21 protein-coding genes are annotated in these 22,424 nt (G+C 70.6%); 10 read left to right on the forward strand and 11 right to left on the reverse strand.

The genetic code is table 11. The features are described from left to right. Nucleotides 1-80: 80 nt before the first annotated feature. The 3 genes from VJ693_RS11505 to VJ693_RS11515 all read left to right on the forward strand — a co-directional run bounded on the left by VJ693_RS11505 (nucleotide 81) and on the right by VJ693_RS11515 (nucleotide 5,801). Nucleotides 81-1,964, forward strand: a complete 1,884-nt coding sequence (locus VJ693_RS11505) for an HDOD domain-containing protein (RefSeq protein WP_324154228.1) — start codon at nucleotides 81-83, stop codon at nucleotides 1,962-1,964. After that, nucleotides 1,961-4,390, forward strand: a complete 2,430-nt coding sequence (locus VJ693_RS11510) for a protein kinase domain-containing protein (protein ID WP_324154230.1) — start codon at nucleotides 1,961-1,963, stop codon at nucleotides 4,388-4,390. Before VJ693_RS11505 ends, VJ693_RS11510 begins: the two co-directional genes overlap by 4 nt. A gap of 145 nt (nucleotides 4,391-4,535) precedes the next feature. Beyond that, nucleotides 4,536-5,801: an MFS transporter gene (locus VJ693_RS11515; protein WP_324154232.1), complete on the forward strand. Its 1,266-nt coding sequence runs from the start codon at nucleotides 4,536-4,538 to the stop codon at nucleotides 5,799-5,801. Nucleotides 5,802-5,835: 34 nt separating this feature from the next. Here VJ693_RS11515 and VJ693_RS11520 read toward each other — a convergent pair whose 3' ends face one another. Together VJ693_RS11520 and lexA are read right to left on the reverse strand one after the other, a co-directional pair. Then, entirely contained in the window at nucleotides 5,836-6,174 is a 339-nt protein-coding gene (locus VJ693_RS11520) for a helix-hairpin-helix domain-containing protein (RefSeq protein ID WP_324154234.1), read from the reverse strand. Nucleotides 6,175-6,211: 37 nt separating this feature from the next. After that, the gene (gene lexA, locus VJ693_RS11525) at nucleotides 6,212-6,889 is read right to left on the reverse strand and encodes a transcriptional repressor LexA (RefSeq protein WP_324154236.1); all 678 of its coding nucleotides are present in this window, start codon (nucleotides 6,887-6,889) and stop codon (nucleotides 6,212-6,214) included. A 76-nt stretch (nucleotides 6,890-6,965) separates the two neighbouring features. Here lexA and VJ693_RS11530 point away from each other — a divergent pair, with 76 nt between their 5' ends. Next, nucleotides 6,966-7,910 (forward strand): asparaginase, encoded by a 945-nt coding sequence (locus VJ693_RS11530; RefSeq protein ID WP_324154238.1) that lies wholly within the window; start codon nucleotides 6,966-6,968, stop codon nucleotides 7,908-7,910. On the opposite strand, the gene VJ693_RS11535 is transcribed toward VJ693_RS11530, so the two are convergent. From VJ693_RS11535 to VJ693_RS11560, 6 genes are all read right to left on the reverse strand, one after another. Beyond that, nucleotides 7,894-9,246, reverse strand: coding sequence for an esterase-like activity of phytase family protein (locus VJ693_RS11535; protein WP_324154240.1), 1,353 nt, complete (start codon nucleotides 9,244-9,246; stop codon nucleotides 7,894-7,896). The two genes, VJ693_RS11530 and VJ693_RS11535, sit on opposite strands and share 17 nt — an antisense overlap. A gap of 106 nt (nucleotides 9,247-9,352) precedes the next feature. After that, a complete protein-coding gene (locus tag VJ693_RS11540) occupies nucleotides 9,353-9,778 on the reverse strand; it encodes an organic hydroperoxide resistance protein (protein WP_324154242.1) in 426 nt (141 codons plus the stop codon). A gap of 37 nt (nucleotides 9,779-9,815) precedes the next feature. Next, nucleotides 9,816-10,286 (reverse strand): MarR family transcriptional regulator, encoded by a 471-nt coding sequence (locus tag VJ693_RS11545; protein WP_324154244.1) that lies wholly within the window; start codon nucleotides 10,284-10,286, stop codon nucleotides 9,816-9,818. A gap of 96 nt (nucleotides 10,287-10,382) precedes the next feature. After that, on the reverse strand, nucleotides 10,383-10,811 hold the full coding sequence (locus VJ693_RS11550) for a hypothetical protein (RefSeq protein ID WP_324154246.1): 429 nt from the start codon (nucleotides 10,809-10,811) through the stop codon (nucleotides 10,383-10,385). Between the two features lie 97 nt (nucleotides 10,812-10,908). Further along, on the reverse strand, nucleotides 10,909-11,199 hold the full coding sequence (locus tag VJ693_RS11555; protein ID WP_324154248.1) for a hypothetical protein: 291 nt from the start codon (nucleotides 11,197-11,199) through the stop codon (nucleotides 10,909-10,911). Further along, nucleotides 11,196-12,443 (reverse strand): CaiB/BaiF CoA-transferase family protein, encoded by a 1,248-nt coding sequence (locus VJ693_RS11560; RefSeq protein WP_324154270.1) that lies wholly within the window; start codon nucleotides 12,441-12,443, stop codon nucleotides 11,196-11,198. The genes VJ693_RS11555 and VJ693_RS11560 overlap by 4 nt, the downstream gene beginning before the upstream one ends. Before the next feature lie 141 nt (nucleotides 12,444-12,584). On the opposite strand from VJ693_RS11560, the gene VJ693_RS11565 reads away from it, so the two are divergent. Beyond that, nucleotides 12,585-13,097 (forward strand): DUF1269 domain-containing protein, encoded by a 513-nt coding sequence (locus VJ693_RS11565; RefSeq protein WP_324154250.1) that lies wholly within the window; start codon nucleotides 12,585-12,587, stop codon nucleotides 13,095-13,097. Between the two features lie 174 nt (nucleotides 13,098-13,271). After that, complete coding sequence (locus tag VJ693_RS11570) at nucleotides 13,272-14,096, forward strand: beta/gamma crystallin-related protein (protein ID WP_324154251.1); 825 nt, start codon at nucleotides 13,272-13,274, stop codon at nucleotides 14,094-14,096. 8 nt (nucleotides 14,097-14,104) lie between these two features. Here the strand turns inward: VJ693_RS11570 and ubiM are convergent, their stop codons facing one another. The 3 genes from ubiM to VJ693_RS11585 are packed head-to-tail and all read right to left on the reverse strand — an operon-like array spanning nucleotide 14,105 to nucleotide 16,338. Further along, complete coding sequence (gene ubiM, locus VJ693_RS11575) at nucleotides 14,105-15,325, reverse strand: 5-demethoxyubiquinol-8 5-hydroxylase UbiM (protein WP_324154253.1); 1,221 nt, start codon at nucleotides 15,323-15,325, stop codon at nucleotides 14,105-14,107. A 56-nt stretch (nucleotides 15,326-15,381) separates the two neighbouring features. After that, nucleotides 15,382-15,870 carry a disulfide bond formation protein B gene (locus VJ693_RS11580; protein WP_324154255.1) on the reverse strand — a complete coding sequence of 163 codons (489 nt, stop codon included), beginning with the start codon at nucleotides 15,868-15,870 and terminating at the stop codon, nucleotides 15,382-15,384. A 6-nt stretch (nucleotides 15,871-15,876) separates the two neighbouring features. Then, nucleotides 15,877-16,338, reverse strand: a complete 462-nt coding sequence (locus tag VJ693_RS11585) for a RidA family protein (RefSeq protein WP_324154257.1) — start codon at nucleotides 16,336-16,338, stop codon at nucleotides 15,877-15,879. Between the two features lie 77 nt (nucleotides 16,339-16,415). Between VJ693_RS11585 and VJ693_RS11590 the strand changes: the two genes are divergently transcribed. The 4 genes from VJ693_RS11590 to VJ693_RS11605 all read left to right on the forward strand — a co-directional run. Beyond that, nucleotides 16,416-18,863, forward strand: coding sequence for a DNA internalization-related competence protein ComEC/Rec2 (locus VJ693_RS11590; RefSeq protein ID WP_324154259.1), 2,448 nt, complete (start codon nucleotides 16,416-16,418; stop codon nucleotides 18,861-18,863). A 15-nt stretch (nucleotides 18,864-18,878) separates the two neighbouring features. After that, nucleotides 18,879-20,315 (forward strand): circularly permuted type 2 ATP-grasp protein, encoded by a 1,437-nt coding sequence (locus tag VJ693_RS11595; RefSeq protein ID WP_324154260.1) that lies wholly within the window; start codon nucleotides 18,879-18,881, stop codon nucleotides 20,313-20,315. A 20-nt stretch (nucleotides 20,316-20,335) separates the two neighbouring features. Beyond that, the gene (locus VJ693_RS11600) at nucleotides 20,336-21,292 is read left to right on the forward strand and encodes an alpha-E domain-containing protein (protein ID WP_324154262.1); all 957 of its coding nucleotides are present in this window, start codon (nucleotides 20,336-20,338) and stop codon (nucleotides 21,290-21,292) included. A gap of 25 nt (nucleotides 21,293-21,317) precedes the next feature. Next, nucleotides 21,318-22,424: transglutaminase family protein (locus VJ693_RS11605; protein WP_324154264.1), on the forward strand; the 1,107-nt coding region annotated here is incomplete at its 3' end.

Genomic DNA, 22,424 nt, shown 5'->3' on the forward strand with positions numbered 1-22,424 from the left:
TGAGCGCGAATTGATCACGCTTTCCCGCGCTCTTCCGGGCACTGGGCGGGTGTGCGGCGAGGTTCAATCGGAGAAGAACCATGGCCTCGCTTGCCCCGAATCCTCCCGATACCCGCTCCGCCAGCCTGACGGGTGGCGTGCGCCTGTTCGGCCGCTTCCAGTTGCTGCGCCTGCTCGGCAAGAGCGAGCGCGGCATGCTGTGGCTGGCCGTCGACCCGCGCGACAACGTGGAGCTGATGCTCGCGATGCCGCGCACCCAGCCGGGCGAGGGGGCAGCGGCCTGGCACCACGCGGTGCGCCGCGCGGCGCGGCTGAACCACCCGCGCCTGGCGCGGCCGCTCGACATCGGCGAGCACGAGCGCTGGCCCTACGTCGTCTACGAACGCGGTGGCCGGCTCACCTGGGCCGAGAAGCTCGGCGCGCAAGGCCTCGCCGCCACCGAGCTGGCGCACTGGGTGGCGCAGGCGGCGCAAGGCCTCGCCTTCGCCCACGAGGCCGGCACCGCACACCATGATCTGCAACCCTGGTCGCTGCTGGTCGACGAAGAAGGCCATGTCAGCGTGCTGGGGCTCGAAGTTGCCGGCGCGCCGCGGGCCTCGGTCACCCAGCCGGGCGGGCTGGACGAGCTGCGCGCCGTGCGCGATGCCGCCGGCCAGGATGTGCTGGCGCTGGGCCTCATCGCCCACTGGGGCCTGTCCGGCCAGCCGCCGCTGGACGAGCCGGACATCGGCAAGGTCATCGCCGCGATGCCCCCGCTGGGCAGCGATTTCGTCCGCCTGCCGTGGAGCGTGCCGCGGCCGATTCCCGAGCCGCTGCGCGCGATCGTCAACCGCGCGACCGACCGCCAGGAGCGTCACCGCTATCTCAACGCCCGCACGCTGCAGCGTGCGCTCGAAGGCTGGATCAAGACCACGACCGAGCAGGACGGCGGCCCGCTCGCGCTGCTGCTGGATCGCTTGCGCCAGGTCGGCACGCTCCCGGCACAACCCGGCAGCGCCGACCGTGCGGCCCGCCTCGCGCTGATGGAAAGCGCGCGCACCAGCGACCTGGCCGAGATCGTGCTCGACGACATCGCGCTCAGCTTCGAGCTGCTGCGCACCGTCAACAACGCCACGCTGGCGGGCGGCCGTGTTTCGGGCGACGGCCCGGTGCTGATGCTGCGCCGCGCGATCGCCATGCTGGGGCTGGATGGCGTGCGTCGCACCGCGCTGTCGCTGCGCCGCTGGCCCGGCCCGATGAACGAGCAGGCCGCCAACGAGATGGAGACGCTGATCCGCCGCGTCAAGCGCGCTGGTCGCGTGGCCACCCGGCTCGTGCCTGCGGGCTACGACGGCGAGGTGGTCTACCTGATCGCCCTGCTGCAGAACCTGGGCCGATTGCTCGTGCAGTACCACTTTCCCGACGAGGCCGGCCAGATTCGCCGGCTGATGCAGCCCACGCTCGTGACGCTGCCCCGCAAGACCGCGGCCGCACCGACCGAGACCAAGGAAGAACCCGGCATGAGCGCCGAAGCCGCTTCGTACGCCGTGCTCGGCGCCGACCTCGAGGCGCTCGGCGCGGCCGTGGCTCGCCATTGGGGGCTGGACGACTCGGTACAGCACATGATCCGCCGTGTGCCGCCGACCGCGCCCGTGCGCACCCCCGAGTCGGATGCCGACATCCTGCGCGTCAGCGCGAGCTGCGCGAACGACCTGGTCGATGCGATGGGCCTGCCGGCCGACCGCGCCGCGAAGGCGCTGAACCTGATCGTGCAGCGCTATGCCCGCCCGCTCGGCCTGACAGGCAAGGAGATACAGGAGGCGCTGCAGGGCGAGGGCGCGCGGCGCCGTTCACCGCCGCCCGCCACCGGTGCCTCCGCGCCTGCCGCCGAACAGCCTGCGGGCGCCGACGCCAACAAGCCCGCTGCCGCACCCAGGCCGCCTGCCGGCCCGTGGTCCGAAGCGCTGGCAGGGACCCTGACATGACCGCAGCCACCGCGGCCACCCCGAAATCCACCGCTCGCGCAGCCGTCCAGCGCGTCGGCCGCTTCGAGCTGCAGCGCGTGCTCGGCCGCGGCGCGCAGGCGACCGTCTGGCTGGGCTGGGATCCCAAGCTGCAGCGCGAAGTGGCGGTCAAGGTCGTCAACGCCGGCGCGAGCACCGACGTCATCACCGAATGGCTCGCCGAGGCGCGCGCCACCAGCGCGCTGGCCCATCCGGGCATCGTGCCCGTCTACGACGCCGACCAGGACGGCGAGGCCGTCTTCCTCGTCTTCGAACGGGTCGACGGGCCGACGCTGTTCGACAAACTCAAGGGCATGGGGCCCATGCCCGCGCGCGAGGCTGCCGAGCTGATGCGCGAGGTGCTGGACGCACTCGCGTTTGCCCATGCCCGCGGCGTGGTGCACCGCGACCTGAAGCCCTCGAACATCCTGGTCGGCGGCGATGGCCGGGCGCGGGTGATGGACTTCGGCATCGCCGCCAAGATCGCCGCGGCGCACGACGGGCGCATCGTCGGCACGCCGGGCTACATCTCGCCCGAGGCCGCGAGCGGCCAGGCCCCGGCGCCGGCGATGGACGTGTTCGCCGCCGGCATGATGCTCGGGCAGCTGTTGCTGGGTGCCCACCTGCGGCCGATCCCCGCCACGCCCCAGGCCGCCCTGCGCCAGGTCATCGAACAGGATCTCGTCTGGCCGGACAGCAAGGTGGTGGTCGACGACAAGCTGCGCACGATGGTGATGCGCGCCACGGCGCGTTCGCCGGAGGGCCGTTTCGCCAGTGCCGCCGAATTCCGCGATGCGCTCGCCCGCTGGCTGACCCCGCCCGACGCCGCCCCGCAGCCGGGCGGCCACGGCACGCTCGAATTCCTGCTGCGCCGCATGCGGCTGCATGGTGATTTCCCTGCGCTGTCGGATTCGGTGATGCGCATCCAGCGCGTCACGGCTTCCGAGAACGAGAGCCTGCAGGCCCTGTCGGCCGAGATCCTGAAGGACGTGGCGCTGACGCAGAAGCTGCTGCGCCTGGTCAACACCGCGCACTTCCGCCACGTCGGTGCCGGCGAGATCTCGACCGTGTCGCGCGCGACCGCGCTGATCGGTTTCGCCGGCATCCGCAACATGGCACTGTCGGTCGTGCTGCTCGAGCACATGAAGGACCAGACCCATGCCCAGCGCATGAAGGAGCTGTTCCTGGCGGCCTTGCTGACCGGCACGCTGGTCGACCAGCTATCGCCGCCCACGCGCGAGCGTGAAGAGGCCTTTCTCGGCGGCATGCTGAGCCACCTCGGGCGCATGCTGGCCGAGTACTACTTTCCCGAGGAGGCGGCGCAGATCCGCCAGCGCAGCGCCCGCAGCGGCCTGCGCGAAACCTCCGCCGAGGCACCCAGCGAGGCCCGCGTGGCCGCCGACGTGCTGGGCCTGAGCTACGACGACCTCGGGCTCGGCGTGGCCCAGTCCTGGGGCCTGCCGGATCACCTGCGCCGCGTGATGAGCCCGCCGCAGGACGAGGTGCCGGGCCGCGCGGTCGAGGCCGCCGTCGACCGCATGCGCTGGCGCGTGCGTGCGTCGGGTGAGCTGGTGCAGATCCTGCTCGAAGGCGACCCGGCGCAGACGGAGCAACGGGTGCTGGCGCTCGGCGAGCGGTATGCCCGCGCGCTGGACATGCGGGCCGAGGATTTCGGCGAGGCGCTGAAAGTCGCCCGCGTGCACCTGTCCGAGATGGCGATCAGCCTGAAGATCGAGGTGGGTACGAAGACGCGTGCCCGCCGGCTGATGAGCACGCTGGTGCCGCCTGCACTTGCCGGGGCGCCCGCCGCTCCTGTCGAACTTGCCGCGGCTGCTTCACCCGATCACAGCGACGACACCACGCTGGTGCTGCCTGCCTGCCGCACCCCCGAGCAGGCCGAAGCCATGCTGTCGGCCGGCATTGCCGACGTGACCAGCTCGATGGCCGGCGACAGCTTCCGGCTCAACGAGGTGCTGAAGCTGATCCTCGACACCATCCATCAGGGCCTGGCCTTCGACCGCGTGGTGTTCTGCCTGCGTGACGCCAAGTCGGGCCTGTTGACCGGCCGCATCGGCCTGGGCGAGGGGGGCTCGTCGCTGGCACCGCGCTTCGTGATCGACGCACGTGGCTCACAGGCCACCGACCTCTTCGCCGCCGCTTGCCTGAAGGGCGCCGATACGCTGATCACCGACGGCCGCAGCGCCGGCCTCGCGCCGCGCCTGCCGGCCTGGTACCGCGGCGCGCCCGCGATGAGCTTCTTGCTGCTGCCGATGATGCTCAAGGGCGCGCCGTTCGCGCTGATCTACGCCGATCGCCAGGCGATGCCGATCGATTTCGGTGAAAAGGAACTGAGCCTGCTGCGCACGCTGCGCAATCAGGCCGTGATGGCCTTCAAGGCTGCAGGCTGATTGAGCCCCCACGCCCCCTCCGGGGGCTGCCCCCCGTGGGGGCTCGCGCAGCGGACCGGCGAAGCCGCATCCGCGCACGCCACTTGAGGGTGGCGGCTCCTTCGGAGCGCCTTTGTCGGGGAGTGCCGTGACAATCGTCCGCACGATGTCCGGCCTTCCTTCTCCATCGCCTCGCCTGCGCGACCAGCACGACTACCTGCGCCTGCTCGGCGCGCGCATCGCCGGCACGGCGGCCAACCAGATGTTGATGGTGGCGCTGGGCTGGCAGGTCTACGAGATCACCACCAGCGCCTGGGCGCTGGGCTTCGTCGGGCTTGCGCAGTTCCTGCCGGCACTGCTGTTCACACTGCCGGCGGGGCACCTCGTCGACCGGCACGACCGCCGCCTGATGCTGGCGGCGAGTCTCGGGCTGCAGGCGCTGGTGGCGCTGACCCTGGCCTGGGGCAGCGCCCAGGGCTGGGTCGACGCGCGCTGGATCCTCGGCACCTCGGTGCTGCTGGGCGTGGCGCGCGCGGTGCAGATGCCGGCGCTGCAGGCGCTGACACCGTCGCTGGTGCCGCCGGTGCTGCTGCCGCGCGCGGTGGCGGCCAGCAGCTCGGTGATGCAGGGCGCGATCGTCATCGGCCCGGCGCTGGGCGGGGCGATCTACGGCGCGGCCGCCACCCTCGAGCCCGGCCGCTTCGGCGCCGCGCCCGGTGCGGTGATGGTCTACCTCGCGGCCCTGGTGATGCTGCTGCTGTCGATCGGCGCCGTGGCGCTGCTGCGCCACCGCGCGACCTTCGAGCGCACCGCAGCGGCGAGCTGGGCCAGCGTGACGGCGGGCTTGCGCTTCATCTGGCAGCGGCCGGTGATGCTGGGCGCGATCTCGCTCGACCTGTTCGCGGTGCTGCTGGGCGGCGCGACGGCGCTGCTGCCGATCTTCGCTAAGGACATCCTCGAGATCGGCCCGCAGGGCCTGGGGCTGCTGCGCTCGGCCCCGGCGGCCGGCGCGGTGCTCGTCGGGCTGGTGATTGCGCGCCGCGGCATCGAGCGCCACGCCGGCGCCTGGCTGCTCGGCGCCGTCGCGGTGTTCGGCGTGTCGATGGTCGGCTTCGGCCTCGCGCGCAGCGCGGCGCTGGCATTCGTGATGCTGGCGCTTTCGGGCGCGGCCGACATGATCAGCGTGGTGATCCGCCAATCGCTGGTTCAGCTGGAGACACCCGAGGACATGCGCGGCCGCGTCGGCGCGGTCAACTCGGTTTTCATCGGCGCGAGCAACCAGCTCGGCGAATTCGAATCGGGCGCGACGGCGGCCCTGCTCGGGCCGGTCGGCTCGGTGCTGCTCGGCGGCTTCGGCACCATCGCGGTGGTGCTGCTGTGGTGGCGGCTGTTCCCGGCGCTGGCGCAGCGCGACCGATTGCGAACCGGATGAAGGGCTGCCGGACGTGGCCCGCAGGGCGAGCCGGTCAGCCTGCCGCGGCCACCTGACCGTGCAGCTGCTTGCGCGCGGCGGTGTAGGCCCACCAAGGCTTGGGCTCGGCGCCCTGCATGAAATCGACGATGGCCATGAAGGTGTCGAGGACGCAAGGATCCTGCCGCTGGCCGGTGGCGCGCTCGAGCGCCCGGTACAGCGCGAAGGCATCGCGCCCGCGCAGATCCGCCGGGTGCTGGATGCCGAGCAGCCGCAGGTCGCCCGCCATCGCCGGGCCCACGTTGGGCAGTTGCTCCAGCGCCTGGCACTCGGCGGCCGAGGCGGCCTTGGGCGCCTTGATCGGGCGGACGGGGCGGATGGGGCGGATCGGCATGGCAGGGGTTTCGGCGCGGCCCAACGTGCTCACTTCGTCAGAACAGCATGTGTTGACGCACCAGGCCCACGGCGACGCCTTCGATCGCGAATTCGCATTGGCCGGGTGCGACGATGATGGGCTGGAAATCGGGGTTGTCGGGCAGCAACTCGATCGCATGCCGCGTGCGGTGCAGGCGCTTGACGGTGACCTCGTCGTCGAGCCGGGCGACGACGATCTGGCCGTTGCGTGCGTCGCTGGTCTTCTGCACGGCGAGCAGGTCGCCATCCATGATGCCGGCGTCGCGCATGCTCATGCCCTTGACCTTCAGCAGGTAATCGGGCCGGCGCGGGAACAGGCTGGCCTCGAGCAGGTAGGTCTGGTCGATGTTTTCCTGCGCGAGGATGGGGTTGCCGGCGGCCACCCGGCCGACCAGCGGCAGCGTGAGCTGCGCCAGGCTCGGCAGCGGCAGCGAGAATTGCTTGCCGCGCGCTTCGTTCAGGGCGCGCAGCGTGTTGGACTGCAGGCGAATGCCGCGCGACGTGCCCCCCACCAGCTCGATCACGCCCTTGCGGGCCAACGCCTGCAAATGCTCTTCGGCCGCATTCGGCGAGCGAAAGCCCAGCTCGGCGGCGATCTCGGCCCGGGTGGGCGGGGCGCCAGTGCGCTCGATGGTGGTTTGCACCAGGTCGAGAATCTGCTGTTGGCGCGCAGTGAGCTTCGGGCTTTCCATCATGGCAGCGGGCCTACCGACGAACCGGTACGGCTGAGGTTGCATCCAGTAGCTGTATTTTTATCCAGAGCTTCGCAAAATGCAAAACAATTCACAGCACAGTGACGGCCTCGTGGTGATCCTCGCCACCGGCGGCACGATCGCCGGCTCGGGCGACGACGTCGGCTACACCGCCGGCCAGGTGGGCGTGGCGGACCTGGTGGCGGCGGTGCCGGCGCTGGCGGGCCGCGCGCTCGAGGCCGAGCAAGTGGCCCAGGTCGACAGCAAGGACATGAGCCACGCGATCTGGCGGACGCTGGCCGAGCGCCTGGTGCACCACCTGGCGCGGCCGGAAGTCGCGGGCATCGTGGTGACCCACGGCACCGACACGCTGGAGGAGACAGCCTACTTCCTGCACCGCGTCCTGGGGCCGGCGAAGCCGGTCGTGCTGACCGCGGCGATGCGGCCGGTGACCTCGCTGCAGTCCGACGGGCCGCAAAACCTGCTCGATGCCGTGACCATCGCCGCCCACCTTGACGTGCGCGGCGTGCTCGCGGTGCTGCAGGGCCGCGTGCATGGCCCGGTGGACGTGCGCAAGGCGCTGCCCTTCGCGCTCGATGCCTTCAGCTCGGGTGAAGCGGGGCCGGTGGCATTGATCCAGGAGGGCCAGCTGCGCGCGCTGCGTCCCTGGCCGGCCGGCACGCCGCTGGGCATGTCGGCCATCGGCACCGACCCAGCGGCCTGGCCGAGGGTCGACATCGTCGTCAGCCATGCCGGTGCCGACGGGGTGGTCGTCGATGCGCTGGTGGCCGCCGGCGCACGCGGCCTGGTGGTCGAAGGCACCGGCAACGGCACCGTGCATGCCTCGTTGCTGGCGGCCCTGGCGCGTGCGCAGGCCACCGGCGTGCGGGTGCTGCGCGCCACGCGTTGCGCCGGCGCCGCCGTGGTCGGCGCGCCGGCGGGCGCGCTGCCCTCGGCCGGCGAGCTGTCACCGGCGAAGGCGCGCATCGAGCTGCTGCTGGAGATCCTTACTTCGGCTGCTTGAACTGCTGCAGGTCGTAGGCCGAGCCGGCCAGGTCCGCGTCGTCGAAAGCGAAGACGAAGAACTGGTTCGGGTTGGCCAGGCCCCCCGGTGCGGTGGCGAGAAAGTCGTTGTCGTTGGCCACGTACAGCGTGTGCCTGGTGACCCCATCGACCACCACGTCCGGGCCGAAGGCCATGCCTTCGAGCTTGGCGGGAATCTGCACATCGCCGACGCCGGCGGCGTTCAGCACCGCGCGCAGGTCGGCGAACAGCGTCTTGGCCGGTGCCTTGGCGAGCAGCGCCTCGGCGCCCTCGAGGGCGCTCACGTCCTCGGCGCCGGCCAGATCGACCTTCCACAGCTGCTTCACGACGGCCGACGATCCGTCGCCCAGACCCTTGCCGTCGCGTTCGAGCACCAGGAACTCATGGCGGTTCAACGCCAGGATCTCGCTGCTGTTGTACGCCTTGTTCAGCGCCGGGATGAAGTTGTCATAGGCGTACTGGCTGACCGCGCCGGTGGCGATGTCGATCTTCACGATGCGGTTGGCGCGGCCACCGTCGCCGCCGTCCTGCAGCAGCGGGCTCTGCACGAAGCCGAACAAGGTCGAGCCGTCGGGCGAGATCGCCAGGCCCTCCATGCCCTTGTTGGCCACGCGGCCGCGCGTGTTGCTGCCGATCTCGGCCGCGCCCGTCGCCGCCTTCGTCGTGACGGCGAAGATCGACTCGGGCAACGCGAACACGCGGGTGCGCTTGCCGGTGGCACGGCTGAATTCGTAGACGTAGGGGCCGTACTCATCCGTGATGTAGACGTGCTTGCCGTTGCGCGAGACACGGATGCCCTCCGGATCGAAGCGGGCGTCGAGCGGGCCGAGCGAATTCGTCGACGGGTCGAAATTGTCCGAGCGACCGGAGAAGTAGTGGTGGCCCTTGGTGTTGTTCGGCGGCACGGCCGGGCCGTAGGCAAGTCCATCGCGGCTGTACAGCAGCGTGGTCGCGTTCAGTTCGGCCGACAGCGTCATCGGCAGGTTGCCATCGGGCAGCGCGGCCAGCGTCAGGGTCAGCGTGTCGAATCGGGGCACCCACGAGGTCGTGTGGTCCACGTCGGCGTTCCAGTCGCTCGCGTTCGGGCCACGGTCCGGTACGGTCACGAAGGTATTGCTGCCGGCCCATGCCAGGCCCGAGCCCAGGCCGCCGAGCAGGTTGGCCGGCGCGCCGTTCTCGAGCGTGTGCGTGAGGCCCGAGAGGTCGGCGCCGTCGCCGGGCAGGCTGCCCCTGGCGATCAGCGTGACGGCGGCGTGGGCCGGCAGGCAGGCGGCGGCGCAGGCCAGGGCGAGCGCGCCGATGAGGTTCTTGGACATGGAAAAGGCTCCTCGGGTGAAACAACCCGGGGAGCCTCGTGGCTGCCGATGACGGGCACGTGACCCGCCCGTGACGCGCCGGTGACAAGGGGGGTCAGACCAAGGGTCAGACGACCGTCAGCGACACGTCGATGTTGCCGCGGGTGGCGTTCGAGTACGGGCAGACCTGGTGCGCGGCGGCGACCAGCGCTTCGGCGGCGGCGCGCTCCATGCCGGGCACGCTGATGCGCATCGCCACCTGGATGCCGAAGCCGGCCGGGATCGGGCCGATGCCGACATCGGCGCTGATCGACACGTCGGCCGGCAGCGCGATCTTCTGCCTGGCGGCAACCGCCTTCATGGCGCCGATGAAGCAGGCCGAATAGCCCGCGGCGAACAGTTGCTCGGGGTTGGTGCCCGCGCCGCCGTCGCCGCCCAGTTCCTTCGGCGTGCTCAGGGTCAGCTGCAGGCGGCCGTCGTCCGTCTTCGAGGTGCCGGTGCGGCCGCCGGTGGAGGTGGCGTGGGCGGTGTAGAGAACCTTGTCGAGAGCCATGGTGCGGATCGTCCTGTGGTGAGGTGGGGGTGAAAGCTCAGGCGCTTGCCTGGGTGAGGTTGTCGCGCAGGGCCTTCAGCCGCTGCGTGAGCGAGGTGATCTCGTCGAGTTGACACTGCGCGGCACAGAGCACCTGCTGCGGCACCGCCAGCGCCTTGGCCTTGAGGGCGCGGCCCTCGGCCGTGAGCCGGATCAGCACACGCCGCTCGTCGGCCGCATCGCGCAGGCGGTGCACCAGCCCCGCCGCCTCGAGCCGCTTGAGCAGCGGCGTCAGGGTGCCGGAATCGAGCGTCAACCGCTCGCCGATCGCGTTGACCGGCTGGCCATCGGCTTCCCACAGCACCAGCATCACCAGGTACTGCGGGTAGGTCAGCCCCAGCGGCTCGAGCAGCGGCTTGTACAGCTTGGTCATCGCCAGCGAGGCCGAATACAGCGCGAAGCACAGCTGCGCATCCAGCGCCAGCCAGGCGGCGGCATCGGCTTTCGGGAGCTTGGGGCGCGTTGTCATGGTCTGAAGTATCGTGCAAAATTTAATTGCACACAATTTATATGGACATTCGCCACACCGGCCGGAGCCGCATTGGCGCTGCGATGCGCGCTGTTCCTAGGGCGTCAGCTTCAGCACGCGCTGGCCGTCTTCGCTGAGGAAGCATGTCATCGAGCGCTCCCCGAGCGAGACGCCGGTCGGTGCAATCGAGGTGACCCTGACCTGGTACTTGCGGCTGATCATCGGTTGCTGCGCATACTGGATCACCTCCGACGTGCCGCCTTCGATGGCATCGACGCGCAGGGTCGAGCCGTCGCTGCGGCTCAGCGCACTCATGGCGGCGGAGCCGCAGGCCTGCCCGCCGCCGCTGCCGGCCGTGGCCGCCTGTCCGCCACCCGGGGGCGGCAAACGGACGGCGGCGGCATCGCTTGCACAAGGCGTCTGGCTGAAGGTGTTGCCGCAGCGGTAGAGCTGCTGCGCGCTGGCCAGCGCCGGCAACAGCAGGCACGCCAGCATCGTGCCGGCGGCACGGGGCGAATGGGTCATTGCGTTCTCCTCCCTGGTTCCCTCGCGGGACGGGCGCAGGATAACGCGCAGGCTCATGGCCGTCCTCCCCGGAACAGGGGATGGCATCAGCGGCGTGTCAGACGTCGAGCGTGTAGACCACGGCCGCGGCGCGCTCGGCGGGGCTGTGGCCTTCGAGGGCGTTGTCCCAGGCGGGGGCGTCGGCGCCGGCGGCGGGCTTCAGGTGCTGGGTCATCACCGCGACCTCTTCGGAGCCGGCGTCGAACTCGCCGACGGGCACGAAGGTGTCGGTGAACAGGCGGGCGACGGTCGATCCGCCGGCGTCGATCAACAGCAGGTAGCGCGCGGGCTTGCGGTGTTCGCCCGTCGGGTGGCTCCCGTGAGCCTCCATGCCAAAGCCGTGGTTCATGCGGGCGATGATGCCACGCCCGGCTCTGCCCGGGGCAGCCCGACCACGCCGGCGGCTTGCAGTTCGTCAATTTCTCCGTCGAGGTAGCCGAGCTCGCGCAGCACGGCCACCGTGTGCTGGCCCAAGGCCGGCGGCGGCGTGCGCAGCGGCAGGCGCTCGCCGCCGAGCGTCAGCGGCAGCAGGGCGGTGTGCGTCTCGATGGGCCGGCCGGCGCCGCTGGCATCGGCCGGAATGGTCATCGCGGCCAGGCCGCCGGTGGCCTTCAGGTGCGGGTCGTCGAACAGATCCTGCGGCCGGGTGATCGGCGCGTAGGGCAGGCCGTTGCGCTCGAAGCGCTCGGCCAGTTCGACCGCGCCGAAGGCCGCGAAACGCTCGCGCAACAGCGGCAGCAGCCAGTCGCGCGCGCGGACGCGGTGGTTGTTGCTCGCCAGCCGGGCGTCCGCCGCGAGGTCGTCGAAGCCGAACTCGCGGCACAACGATGCCCACTGGGTGTCGCTGACCGCGGCGAGGAAGATCTGCTCGCCGCCTTGCACGGCGAAGACGTCGTACAGGCCCCAGGCCGAGATGCGGCTGGGCATCGGTGCCGCGGGCTGGCCGGTGACCGCGAACTGCATCATGTGCTGGGCGACGAGGAACACGTTGTTCTCGAACAGTGCGCTGTTCACTTCCTGGCCACGGCCGGTCCTGGCGCGTGCGGCCAGCGCGGCCAGTGCGCCGATCGCGCCGAACATGCCACCCATGATGTCGTTGACGCTGGCCCCGGCGCGCAGCGGCCGGCCTTCCGGCCCGGTCATGTAGGCCAGGCCGCCCATCATCTGCACCACCTCGTCGAGCGCGGTGCGGTGTTCGTAGGGGCCGGGCAGGAAGCCCTTGTGCGAAACGTAGACCAGGCGTGGGTTCAGTGCGGCCAGCGCCGTGGGGCCGAAGCCCAGCCGCTCCATCGTGCCGCCCTTGAAGTTCTCGCTGAAGACATCGGCGTGGGCGACGAGCTTCAGCACGATCTCGCGGCCGCGTGCATCCTTCACGTCGACCGCAAGGCTGCGCTTGTTGCGATTGAACAGCGGGAAGAAACCGGCGCCGGAGCCGAGCAGATGGCGGGTGTTGTCGCCCGCCAGCGGTTCGACCTTGATGACCTCGGCGCCGAGGTCGGCCAGGATCAGGCCGCAGCTCGGGCCCATGACCATGTGGGTGAACTCGACGACGCGGGTTCCGGCCAGCGGCAATTCGGCATCGGGCGGGCTCATGCAGACCCTGTTGGCAGTGGGCATATCGCAGTGTTCCGTTGTTGGGGGCCGGCGCGCCGTCTGATTGACACCGGGTGGCTTCAGGCGTAAATCTCGTTCTCACCGCGCCATAGTTTCCGTCCGCGCGGATGAGGAGGCCGTATGCGTAGACGCCTGTATGTGGTGTTGCCTGACGTGACCAGCGCGCGCCAGACTGCCAATGATCTGTTGCTGGCCCGCATCGAGGACCGGCACATGCATTTCCTGGGCCGGCGCGACCTGCCGCTCGAAGACCTGCACGAGGCCAACTTCCTGCAGAAGACCGACGTGCGACACGCCTTCTTCCTCGGCGCCGGCATCGGCGTCGTGGGGGGGGCCGCGGTCGGCGTCATCCTGAAGATGACCTCGCTGGGCGGCTACGACTTCAGCGTCGGCACGCTCATCCTGTGCACGCTGGGTGGCCTGCTGCTCGGCGCCTGGGCATCGACGCTGATCGGCGTGTCGACACCCAGCGTGGCGCTCAAGCCCTTCGAGGGCGAACTCGAGGCCGGCAAGGTCCTGCTGATGGTCGACGTGCCGCATTCGCGCGTCGAGGAAATCCAGCAGCTGCTCGAAAAGCGCCACCCCGAAGCCGACCGCAAGGGCATCGACCTCACGATGCCCGCGTTCCCGTAAGTCTCCTCGCTTCGGCACCGAGGGCCCTGTAGGACGGGAGCTACAGGGCTGCGCGCCCGCGTCCGGTATCCAGCCGCACCCCCGCTTTGCACGATGGAGCCAGCATGCCAGGCTCCATTTCTGGAGGGATGTCTGGCCATGCGTCAACACTCTTCCAGACAAACGGAGAAGGCGATGCATACCACCATCAAGGCAGCGGCCGCCGCGGCGGCCACCCTCATGGCAGCCCAGGCGAGCGCCGAGATCACGTTCTACCAACGCGAAGGTTTCAGCGGCCGGGCATTCACGACCTACGAAACCATCGTCAACCTCGATCGCTACGGCTTGAACGACCGGGCCTCCTCGGTCGTCGTCGATCGCCAGCGCTACGAGGTTTGCGAATACGCGGGCTTCCAGGGCCGCTGCGTGATCCTGCGCCCGGGCAGCTACCCCTCGCTGGCGGCGATGGGCTTGAACAACCAGGTCAGCTCCGTGCGCCCGATCTCGTGGTCGGTGCGCATCGAGCCCGAACGCTTCGCACCGCCGCCAGTGGTGATCGGCGGGCCGGACTACTACCGCCGCCGCTCCGGCGAGCGGTTGTACGAAGTGCCGGTGGCCGATGTGCGCGCCGTCATCGGCCCGCCCGAACAGCGCTGCTGGATCGAGAAGGAGCGCATCGTGCACGACGATGACCAGCCCAACGTCGGTGGCGCGGTCGTCGGGGCGCTGATCGGCGGCGTGCTCGGCCACCAGATCGGCGCCGGCAGCGGGCGCGACCTGGCCACCGTCGGCGGGGCCGTCGCCGGCGCGGCGATCGGCGCCAATGCCGACGACGGGCGGCCCGACTACAGCGTGCGGCGCGTGCAGCGCTGCAGCAGCTGGCGCGACGACGACCGGCCGCAGTTCTGGGATGTCGTCTACTACTTCCGCGGCGCCGAGCACCACATGCAGACCAGCATGCCGCCGCGGCGAGGCGCGATGATCACCGTGAACGACTACGGTGAGCCGCGCATGGGCTGACCGCCAGGTCAGCGGGCGGCCGCGGGCCGCCCGGTGAGCTGGCGCGTGATCGCGCTCTTGAGCGGCGCGATGCCGCTGGCCAGGCGCAGCACCGCCGTGCGGGCGGCGCGGGCCGGGGCGCGATCGTCGGTGAACAGGCGCACGATCGCGTTGGTGCCGAGGTAGATCGGCAGCGTGGTGCGCCGGTGCTCGTCGGCCCAGCGCTGCAGCAGGCCGGCGTCACCGAGGTCACGGCCCGCCTGGCGCGCCGCCTTCAGGGTGGCAGCCAGGCGCTCGATCCCGTACAGGCCGAAGTTGTAGCCGTGGGCGGTGACCGGGTGCATGCCGACCGCGGCGTCGCCCACCAGCGCGAAGCGGGGGTCGGCGAAGCGGTGGGCATAGGTGGCGACCAGCGGGTAGGCGTGGCGTTGGCCGTTGGTGTGCATGGTGCCCAGGCGGTGGCCGAATTGCTCGGCCAGGCGTTGGGCGAATTCGTCGTCGGTCAGCGCGAGCCAGCCGGGCGCTTCGTTGCTGCGCACGGTCAGCACGGCAGACGATTGCCGGCCCGCCATCGGCAGCATCGCCAGCGTGTTGCCATAGCGGAAGCATTCGTGGGCGACGCCGGCATGGTCCTGCTCGTGGCCCATGCGGCAGACGATCGCGGTGCGGCCGAAATCGAGCATGCGCGCGCCGATGCCGGCCAGCCGGCGCACGGCCGAGAAGCGGCTGTCGGCGGCCACGACGAGGCGCGCGCGGTGGCGCGTGGTGGCCGCGCCCTCGGGGCCGACGGTGTCGACCCAGGCGCTGTCCGCGTCGCGCCCGAATGCCACCGCCCGCGCGTCGCCTTGCAGCCGCACCTGCGGCAGCGCGCTCGCCAGCGCGTGGCAAGCCGCGCGAATGCGGTGGTTGGGCACCAGCCAGCCGAGCGCCTCGTGACCGTCGCTCTGGGCGTCGAAGGGCAGCACCCAGGGCGAGGCGCCATCGCTGACCTGCGCACAGCGCAGCGGGGCGATCTCGTCGGCCGGCAGGGCCTGCCACAGGCCCAGGCCCTCGAGGATGCGCCGTGCGCGGTGCGTCAGCGCGATGTCACGGCCGTCTTCGGGTGGATCCACCAGGCTGGCCAGCGGCGCCTGCTCGAGAACGCTGCTGGCGATGCCGGCCTGGGCCAGCGCGATGGCGAAGGCGAGCCCGGCGGGGCCGGCGCCGACGATCAGCACATCGGCGATCGAGGTGTCTTGGGGCGTGTTCACAACGGGCAGTGTCTCCACCACCCGGTCATGCCGTCTTGACCCGAATCAGGCTTGGGTCAGATTCGGGCCGTGCGCATCACCTGCACGCAGCCGATGGCGCACACCACGAACAGCGTCAGGCTCCAGAACGCGTACGGAATGCCGAGCAACTTCACGGAGGCCTCGGCACACGAGGCCATCGGCGCGAAGACGGACGGAGCGAGGTCGAACAGGCCCAGCGTCTTCATGATGCGATCGGCCAGCGTCAGGTTGCAGCTGTCGCTGCTGGCGGCCACGAAGTGCTGCCACAGCGCGGCGGCGATGCCGGCGATCGAGAACATCAGGCCGCCGGCGGCCATGACCCGGCGCACGCCGTTGGAGGGGATCAGGAGCCCCAGCAGCGCGAAGCCGCCGACGACCAGGAAGATCAGCCGCTGCAGCGTGCACCACGGGCAGGGCTGCATGTCGTACTGGTATTGCGACACGAGGGCCACCGCCACCGCGGCGACCGACACCAGCACGATCAGCGCCAGCAGGGCGGCGGGGCGGCGAAGCGGACCGGGCATGTGCGTTCAGTCCTTCAACTCGGCGATCAACTCGATCTCGACGCAGGCGCCCAGCGGGATCTGGGCGACGCCGAACGCGCTGCGCGCATGCGCGCCGGCCTGCGGGCCGAACACCTCGCCCAGCAGCTCCGAGCAGCCGTTGGTGACCAGGTGCTGCTCGGTGAAGGTGGGGGTCGAGTTGACCAGGCTCATGACCTTGACGATGCGGGCCACGCGCTCGAGGTCGCCGCAGGCGGCCTTCAGCGTGCCCATCAGGTCGATCGCGATCGCGCGGGCGGCGGCCTTGCCCTCTTCGGTCGCCATCGTCAGGCCCAGTTGGCCGACCCAGGGCTTGCCATCTTTCTTCGCGATGTGGCCCGACAGGAAGACGAGCTTGCCGGTCTGCACGAAAGGCACATAGGCCGCGGCGGGGATGGCCACGGGCGGCAGCTCGATACCGAGCGCCTGCAGGCGAGCGGCAACAGACATGGTTTTCTCCGGTGAAAGACGGTGCGGCGGGCATCCTACACTGGGGCATGCAGGGAGGAGCGATCGCGGCGCTGGCCATGGCCTGGCTCGCCGGAACAGCGCTGCAGCTACAACAGGCCGAGGTCTGGCCGCCGGGTGTCTACATCGCCCTGGGCGCGGCCGGCATGGCCGCCGTGGCGGCAGCAACATGGTGGGCGCTGCGCCGCAATGCGGGCGTGGCGCTGCTCGCGCTCGCGCTGGCGGGCAGCGCGACGCTGGCCTTTGCATTGGCCGGCGCGCGCGGCGCATGGCGCGTGGCCGAGACCCTGCCACCTGCGCTCGAAGGCCGCGACCTCCTCGTGACGGGCCGCATCGCGCGGCTGCCGCAGGTCGATGCCGAAGGCGTGCATTTCCTCTTCGTGCCCGACGCGGCCCGCTCGGCTGCTGGCGAGCCGGTCACGCTGCCGCCACGCCTGTGGCTCGCGTGGCCGCGCGCCGGGCTCGGCGAGGGGGGCTTCGCCGGCCCGCCCGAGCGCGCGCTGGCGGGCGAGCGCTGGCAACTGCCCTTGCGCCTGAAGCGCCCGCACGGCGCGATGAACCCCGAGGGCTTCGACGCCGAGCTGTGGCTGTTCGAACAAGGCATCGGTGCCGTGGGCAGCGTGCGTGCGGCGGCACCAACCGACCCGAAGCGCCTCGAGGGCCCGCGCTGGTGGCGGCCCGACGAACAGCTCGACGCCGCGCGCCAGCGCTGGCGCGACGCCGCGCTGCTGCAAGGCACGGACCCGCTCGTGGCCGGCGTGCTGGCCGCGCTGACGGTGGGCGACCAGTCGGCGATCGATGCGCCCGGCTGGGCGCTCTTCCGCCAGACCGGGGTCGCCCACCTGATGAGCATCAGCGGCCTGCACATCACGCTGTTCGCGTGGCTCGCGTCGCGCCTGATCGCCCGGCTGTGGCGCGCCAGCCCGCGGCTGATGCACGCCTGGCCGACGCCGTTCGCGGCGCGTTGGGGTGGCGTGCTGCTGGCGGCCGGCTACGCGCTGGTCGCCGGCTGGGGCGTGCCGGCGCAGCGAACGGTGTGGATGCTCGCGCTGACCGTGGGCCTGCTGCAGCTCGGCCTGCGCTGGCCGCCCTTGCTGGTGTGCCTGGCCGCCGGCGCGGCGGTGGCGGCGCTGGACCCGTGGGCGCTGCTGCAGCCCGGGTTCTGGCTGTCGTTCGTCGCGGTGGCGCTGCTGATCGCCAGCCACCCGCCCGAGCCCGAGGGCGATGAGCCGCCCGTCGGCTGGCGCGATCGCCTGCGCGCCACGCTGAAGGCAGCGCTGCGTCAGCAGGTGGTGGCCACGCTCGCGCTGGCGCCGCTGACGCTGCTGCTGTTCGAGCAGATTTCACTCGTCGGCTTCGTGGCGAACCTGCTGGCGGTGCCGTGGGTCACGCTGGTGGTCACGCCGCTGGCTCTGGCCGGGCTGCTGGTGCCGCCGCTGTGGGCGCTGGCGGCGTGGGCCCTGCAGCCGCTGCTGTGGGTGCTGGCCCTGTTCGCCCAGGCGCCGCTGGCGGTGTGGACCGTGCCGGCCGCCCCGGCCTGGGCCGGCGCGCTGGGCCTCGTCGGCGGGGCCTTGCTGGTGCTGCCGCTGCCCTGGCGCGCCCGCCTGGCCGGCCTGCCGTTGCTGCTGCCCTTGCTCTGGCCCGCCATCGAGCGCCCGGCGCCCGGCCACTTCGAGCTGCTGGCCGCCGACGTGGGGCAGGGCAGTGCGATCCTCGTGCGTACCGCGAACCACCTGCTGCTGCACGACACCGGCCCGCGCTACGGGCAGGACAACGATGCCGGCCAGCGCGTGCTGCTGCCGCTGCTGCGCGCCCGCGGCGAGCACCGCATCGATTCGCTGGTGCTGAGCCACCGCGACACCGACCACGTCGGTGGCGCCGCCGCGGTGCTGGCCGCCTTGCCGGTGGGCGAGCTACGGACCGGCCTGGAGCCCGGCCACCCGCTGCGCGAAGCCACCGGCCCGGCCGGCGAGCCGGTGACGCACGTCGACTGCGCGGCCGGCCAGTCGTGGCAGTGGGACGGTGTTCGCTTCGACGTGCTGCACCCGCCGGCCGATGCCTGGCGGCCGGGCACCAAGCCGAACGCGATGAGCTGCGTCGTGCGGGTGCAGGACGCCCAAGGCCGCAGCGCACTGCTCACCGGCGACATCGAGGCGCCGGGCGAGCAGGCCCTGGCCGAGCAGCTCGGCCCGGCGCTGAAGACCGACATCCTCGTCGTGCCCCACCACGGCAGCCAGACCTCGTCGACCGCCGCCTTCCTCGCCGCCGTGCAGCCGAGCCAGGCGGTGATCCAGGTCGGCTACCGCAGCCGCTTCGGCCACCCGCACCCGTCGGTGCTGGCGCGCTACGCCGCCGCGGGCATCCCCGTCGCCCGAACCGACCACTGTGGTGCATGGGGCTGGAGCGACGCCGGTGCATGGTGCACCCGTGCCGTGCAGCAGCGATACTGGCACTGGCTGGGCAGCCTGTCGCCGCCCGCGGGTGGTGCGGTTGTTGCTAGTCCCTGACCCAGGAGAGCTTGAATGACCAGACCCAGCTTCGACGAGATGTACGCCGCCGGCAAGGCCGTGCGAGAGCACTACAAGATCTACGACAGCTGGCTGGCCCAGCAGCCGCGCGACATCATGAAGAGCCGGCGCGAAGAGGCCGAGGTCATCTTCCGCCGCGTGGGCATCACCTTCGCCGTCTACGGCGACAAGGACGACGGCGAGGGCACCGAGCGGCTGATCCCCTTCGACCTGATCCCCCGCGTGATCCCCGCGCACGAGTGGCGCGAGATGGAAAAAGGCCTGCGCCAGCGGGTGACGGCGCTGAACCGCTTCATCCACGACATCTACCACGGCCAGGAGATCCTCAAGGCCGGCCTGGTGCCCGAAGACCAGATCAAGCACAACGCGCAGTTCCGCCCCGAGATGATGGGCGTGAACGTGCCGCACGACGTCTACTCGCACATCTCGGGCATCGACATCGTGCGCGCCGCGAACCCCGATGGCTCCGGCAGCTACTACGTGCTCGAAGACAACCTGCGCGTGCCCAGCGGCGTGAGCTACATGCTCGAAGACCGCAAGATGATGATGCGGCTGTTCCCCGAGCTGTTCAGCGAGCACCGCGTCGCGCCCGTCGCCCACTACCCCGACCTGCTGCTGGAGACGCTGCGCAGCGTGGCGCCCTCGGGCGTCAACGAGCCGACGGTCGTCGTGCTCACGCCCGGCATGTACAACTCGGCCTACTTCGAGCATGCGTTTCTCGCGCAGCAGATGGGCGTGGAGCTGGTCGAGGGGCAGGACCTGTTCGTGAGGGACAACTTCGTCTTCATGCGCACCACGCAAGGCCCGAAGCGGGTGGACGTGATCTACCGCCGCATCGACGACGACTTCCTCGACCCCAAGGTCTTCCGGCCCAACTCCACGCTGGGCTGCGCCGGGCTGGTCGAGGCCTACAAGGCCGGCAACGTCACGCTCAGCAATGCCATCGGCACCGGCATCGCCGACGACAAGTCGATCTACCCCTACGTGCCGAAGATGATCGAGTTCTACCTCGGCGAGAAGCCGATCCTGAACAACGTGCCGACCTACCAGTGCCGCGACAAGGGCGACCTGCAGTACACGCTGGATCACCTGGCCGACCTGGTCGTGAAAGAGGTGCATGGTGCCGGCGGCTACGGCATGCTCGTCGGCCCCGCGGCCACGAAGGACGAGATCGCGAAGTTCCGCGAGGTCCTCATCGCCCACCCCGGCAACTACATCGCCCAGCCCACGCTGAGCCTGTCGACCTGCCCGACCTTCGTCGAATCGGGCATCGCGCCGCGCCACATCGACCTGCGGCCCTTCGTGCTCTCGGGTACCGAGGTGCAGATGGTGCCGGGCGGCCTGACCCGCGTGGCGCTGAAGGAAGGGTCCCTCGTCGTCAACAGCAGCCAAGGCGGCGGGACGAAGGACACCTGGGTGCTCGAAGACTGACGTCGCAGGGAGACAAGAACATGCTTTCACGCACCGCCGACCATCTGTTTTGGATGGCCCGTTACATGGAGCGGGCCGAAAACACCGCCCGCATGCTCGACGTGAACTACCAGACCGCGCTGCTGCCGCAATCGGCCGCCGTGGCCGAGCAGGGCTGGGCCGGCCTGCTCAGCATCAGCGAGCTGACGCACGACTACACCAGCCGCTACGGCGCGATCAACCCGCGCCAGGTGATGAGCTTCATGGTGAAGGACGAGCGCAACCCCTCGTCCATCCTCAGCTGCCTGCGCGCTGCGCGCGAGAACGCCCGCGCCGTGCGCGGCACGCTGACCACCGAGGTCTGGGAAACCACCAACCAGACCTGGCTCGAGTTCAACCGCATGGTGGCCGATGGCGACCTCACGCGCGACCCGGCGGCCGTGTTCGAGTGGGTCAAGTTCCGCTCGCACCTGAGCCGTGGCGTCACCGTGGGCACGATGCTGCAGGACGAAGCCTTCCACTTCATCCGCATCGGCTCCTTCCTCGAGCGGGCCGACAACACCGCGCGCCTGCTCGACGTGAAGTTCCACGCCGTGCAGAGCGATTTCTACGGGGCCGCCAGCGAGCGCGACAGCGAGTACGACTTCTATCACTGGTCGGCCATCCTGCGCTCGGTCTCGGGCTTCGAGGTCTACCGCAAGGTCTACCGCAACGTGATCACGCCGGAGAAGGTGGCCGAGCTGCTGATCCTTCGCCACGACATGCCGCGCTCGCTCGCGGCCTGCATGCACGAAGTGGTGACGAACCTGAAGCTGGTCGCCAACGAGCAATCGGCCGAAACCCAGCGCCGTGCGGGCCGGCTGATGGCGGACCTCGAGTACGGCCGCATCGACGAGATCCTCGCCACCGGGCTGCACGCCTACCTCACCCAGTTCCTCGACCGCGTCGGCGACCTGGGCCTGGGCATCAGCCGCGACTTCCTGGTCACGGCCCACTGAATCGCCCAACGAGCAAGGATTCCCTGTGTCGATCCATGTCGCGCTGAAGCACGTTACCCATTACAAGTACGACCGCCTCGTCGGCCTGTCGCCGCAGGTCGTGCGCCTGAGGCCCGCGCCGCACTGCCGCACCAACATCCTGTCGTACTCGCTGAAGATCGAGCCGGCAGAGCACTTCATCAACTGGCAGCAGGATCCGTTCGCCAATTACCTGGCGCGCCTGGTCTTTCCCGAGAAGACCACCGAGTTCAAGGTCACCGTCGATCTGGTGGCCGAGATGTCGGTCTACAACCCGTTCGACTTCTTTCTCGAGCCCAGCGCCGAGACCTTCCCCTTCACCTACGAGCCGGCGCTGGCGCGCGAGCTCGCGCCCTACCTGGCCACCGAGCTGTCGACCTCGGCCACGCCGGTGTTCCGCCGATTTCTCGAGAGCATCCCGCGCGACGAGACGCGCACGATGGATTTCCTCGTCGGGCTGAACCAGCGGCTGCAGAACGAGATCAGCTACCTGATCCGCATGGAGCCCGGTGTGCAGACGCCGGAGGAAACGCTCACCCATGCCAGCGGCTCCTGCCGCGACACCGGCTGGCTGCTGGTGCAGACGCTGCGCCACCTGGGCCTGGCCGCGCGCTTCGTCTCGGGCTACCTGATCCAGCTCGCGCCGGATGTGAAAGCGCTCGATGGCCCGAGCGGCACCGAGGTCGATTTCACTGATTTGCACGCCTGGTGCGAGGTCTACCTGCCCGGCGCCGGCTGGATCGGCTTCGATCCCACCTCGGGCCTGCTGGCCGGCGAGGGCCACATTCCGCTGGCCGCCACGCCGCAGCCCTCAAGCGCGGCGCCGGTCAGCGGCGCGGTGGACGAGTGCGAAGTGCAGTTCGGCCACGAGATGTCGGTGAGCCGCATCTGGGAATCGCCCCGCGTCACCAAGCCCTACACCGATGACCAGTGGGCCGGCGTGCTGGCGCTGGGCGACCAGGTCGATGCCGCACTGCAGGCCGGCGACGTGCGCCTCACGATGGGCGGCGAGCCGACCTTCGTCTCGGTGGCCGACCGCGACGGCGCCGAGTGGAACACCGATGCGCTCGGCCCCACCAAGCGCATGTACGCGCAAGACCTGGTCCACCGCCTG

This window comes from Ideonella sp. (genome assembly GCF_035254525.1).
Classification (GTDB): domain Bacteria; phylum Pseudomonadota; class Gammaproteobacteria; order Burkholderiales; family Burkholderiaceae_C; genus Ideonella.

What these genes read in the sequence shown, in the direction of transcription:
- VJ693_RS11560 (WP_324154270.1), bottom strand. Translation starts at nt 12,443, where the DNA reads ATGAGCCCGCCCGATGCCGAATTGCCGCTGGCCGGAACCCGCGTCGTC.
- VJ693_RS11510 (WP_324154230.1), top strand. Translation starts at nt 1,961, where the DNA reads ATGACCGCAGCCACCGCGGCCACCCCGAAATCCACCGCTCGCGCAGCC.
- VJ693_RS11505 (WP_324154228.1), top strand. Translation starts at nt 81, where the DNA reads ATGGCCTCGCTTGCCCCGAATCCTCCCGATACCCGCTCCGCCAGCCTG.
- VJ693_RS11535 (WP_324154240.1), bottom strand. Translation starts at nt 9,246, where the DNA reads ATGTCCAAGAACCTCATCGGCGCGCTCGCCCTGGCCTGCGCCGCCGCC.
- VJ693_RS11600 (WP_324154262.1), top strand. Translation starts at nt 20,336, where the DNA reads ATGCTTTCACGCACCGCCGACCATCTGTTTTGGATGGCCCGTTACATG.
- VJ693_RS11520 (WP_324154234.1), bottom strand. Translation starts at nt 6,174, where the DNA reads ATGCCGATCCGCCCCATCCGCCCCGTCCGCCCGATCAAGGCGCCCAAG.
- VJ693_RS11565 (WP_324154250.1), top strand. Translation starts at nt 12,585, where the DNA reads ATGCGTAGACGCCTGTATGTGGTGTTGCCTGACGTGACCAGCGCGCGC.
- VJ693_RS11595 (WP_324154260.1), top strand. Translation starts at nt 18,879, where the DNA reads ATGACCAGACCCAGCTTCGACGAGATGTACGCCGCCGGCAAGGCCGTG.
- VJ693_RS11590 (WP_324154259.1), top strand. Translation starts at nt 16,416, where the DNA reads ATGGCCTGGCTCGCCGGAACAGCGCTGCAGCTACAACAGGCCGAGGTC.
- VJ693_RS11540 (WP_324154242.1), bottom strand. Translation starts at nt 9,778, where the DNA reads ATGGCTCTCGACAAGGTTCTCTACACCGCCCACGCCACCTCCACCGGC.
- VJ693_RS11550 (WP_324154246.1), bottom strand. Translation starts at nt 10,811, where the DNA reads ATGACCCATTCGCCCCGTGCCGCCGGCACGATGCTGGCGTGCCTGCTG.
- VJ693_RS11585 (WP_324154257.1), bottom strand. Translation starts at nt 16,338, where the DNA reads ATGTCTGTTGCCGCTCGCCTGCAGGCGCTCGGTATCGAGCTGCCGCCC.
- VJ693_RS11530 (WP_324154238.1), top strand. Translation starts at nt 6,966, where the DNA reads ATGCAAAACAATTCACAGCACAGTGACGGCCTCGTGGTGATCCTCGCC.
- VJ693_RS11580 (WP_324154255.1), bottom strand. Translation starts at nt 15,870, where the DNA reads ATGCCCGGTCCGCTTCGCCGCCCCGCCGCCCTGCTGGCGCTGATCGTG.
- VJ693_RS11515 (WP_324154232.1), top strand. Translation starts at nt 4,536, where the DNA reads ATGTCCGGCCTTCCTTCTCCATCGCCTCGCCTGCGCGACCAGCACGAC.
- VJ693_RS11555 (WP_324154248.1), bottom strand. Translation starts at nt 11,199, where the DNA reads ATGAACCACGGCTTTGGCATGGAGGCTCACGGGAGCCACCCGACGGGC.
- VJ693_RS11570 (WP_324154251.1), top strand. Translation starts at nt 13,272, where the DNA reads ATGCATACCACCATCAAGGCAGCGGCCGCCGCGGCGGCCACCCTCATG.
- VJ693_RS11545 (WP_324154244.1), bottom strand. Translation starts at nt 10,286, where the DNA reads ATGACAACGCGCCCCAAGCTCCCGAAAGCCGATGCCGCCGCCTGGCTG.
- lexA (WP_324154236.1), bottom strand. Translation starts at nt 6,889, where the DNA reads ATGATGGAAAGCCCGAAGCTCACTGCGCGCCAACAGCAGATTCTCGAC.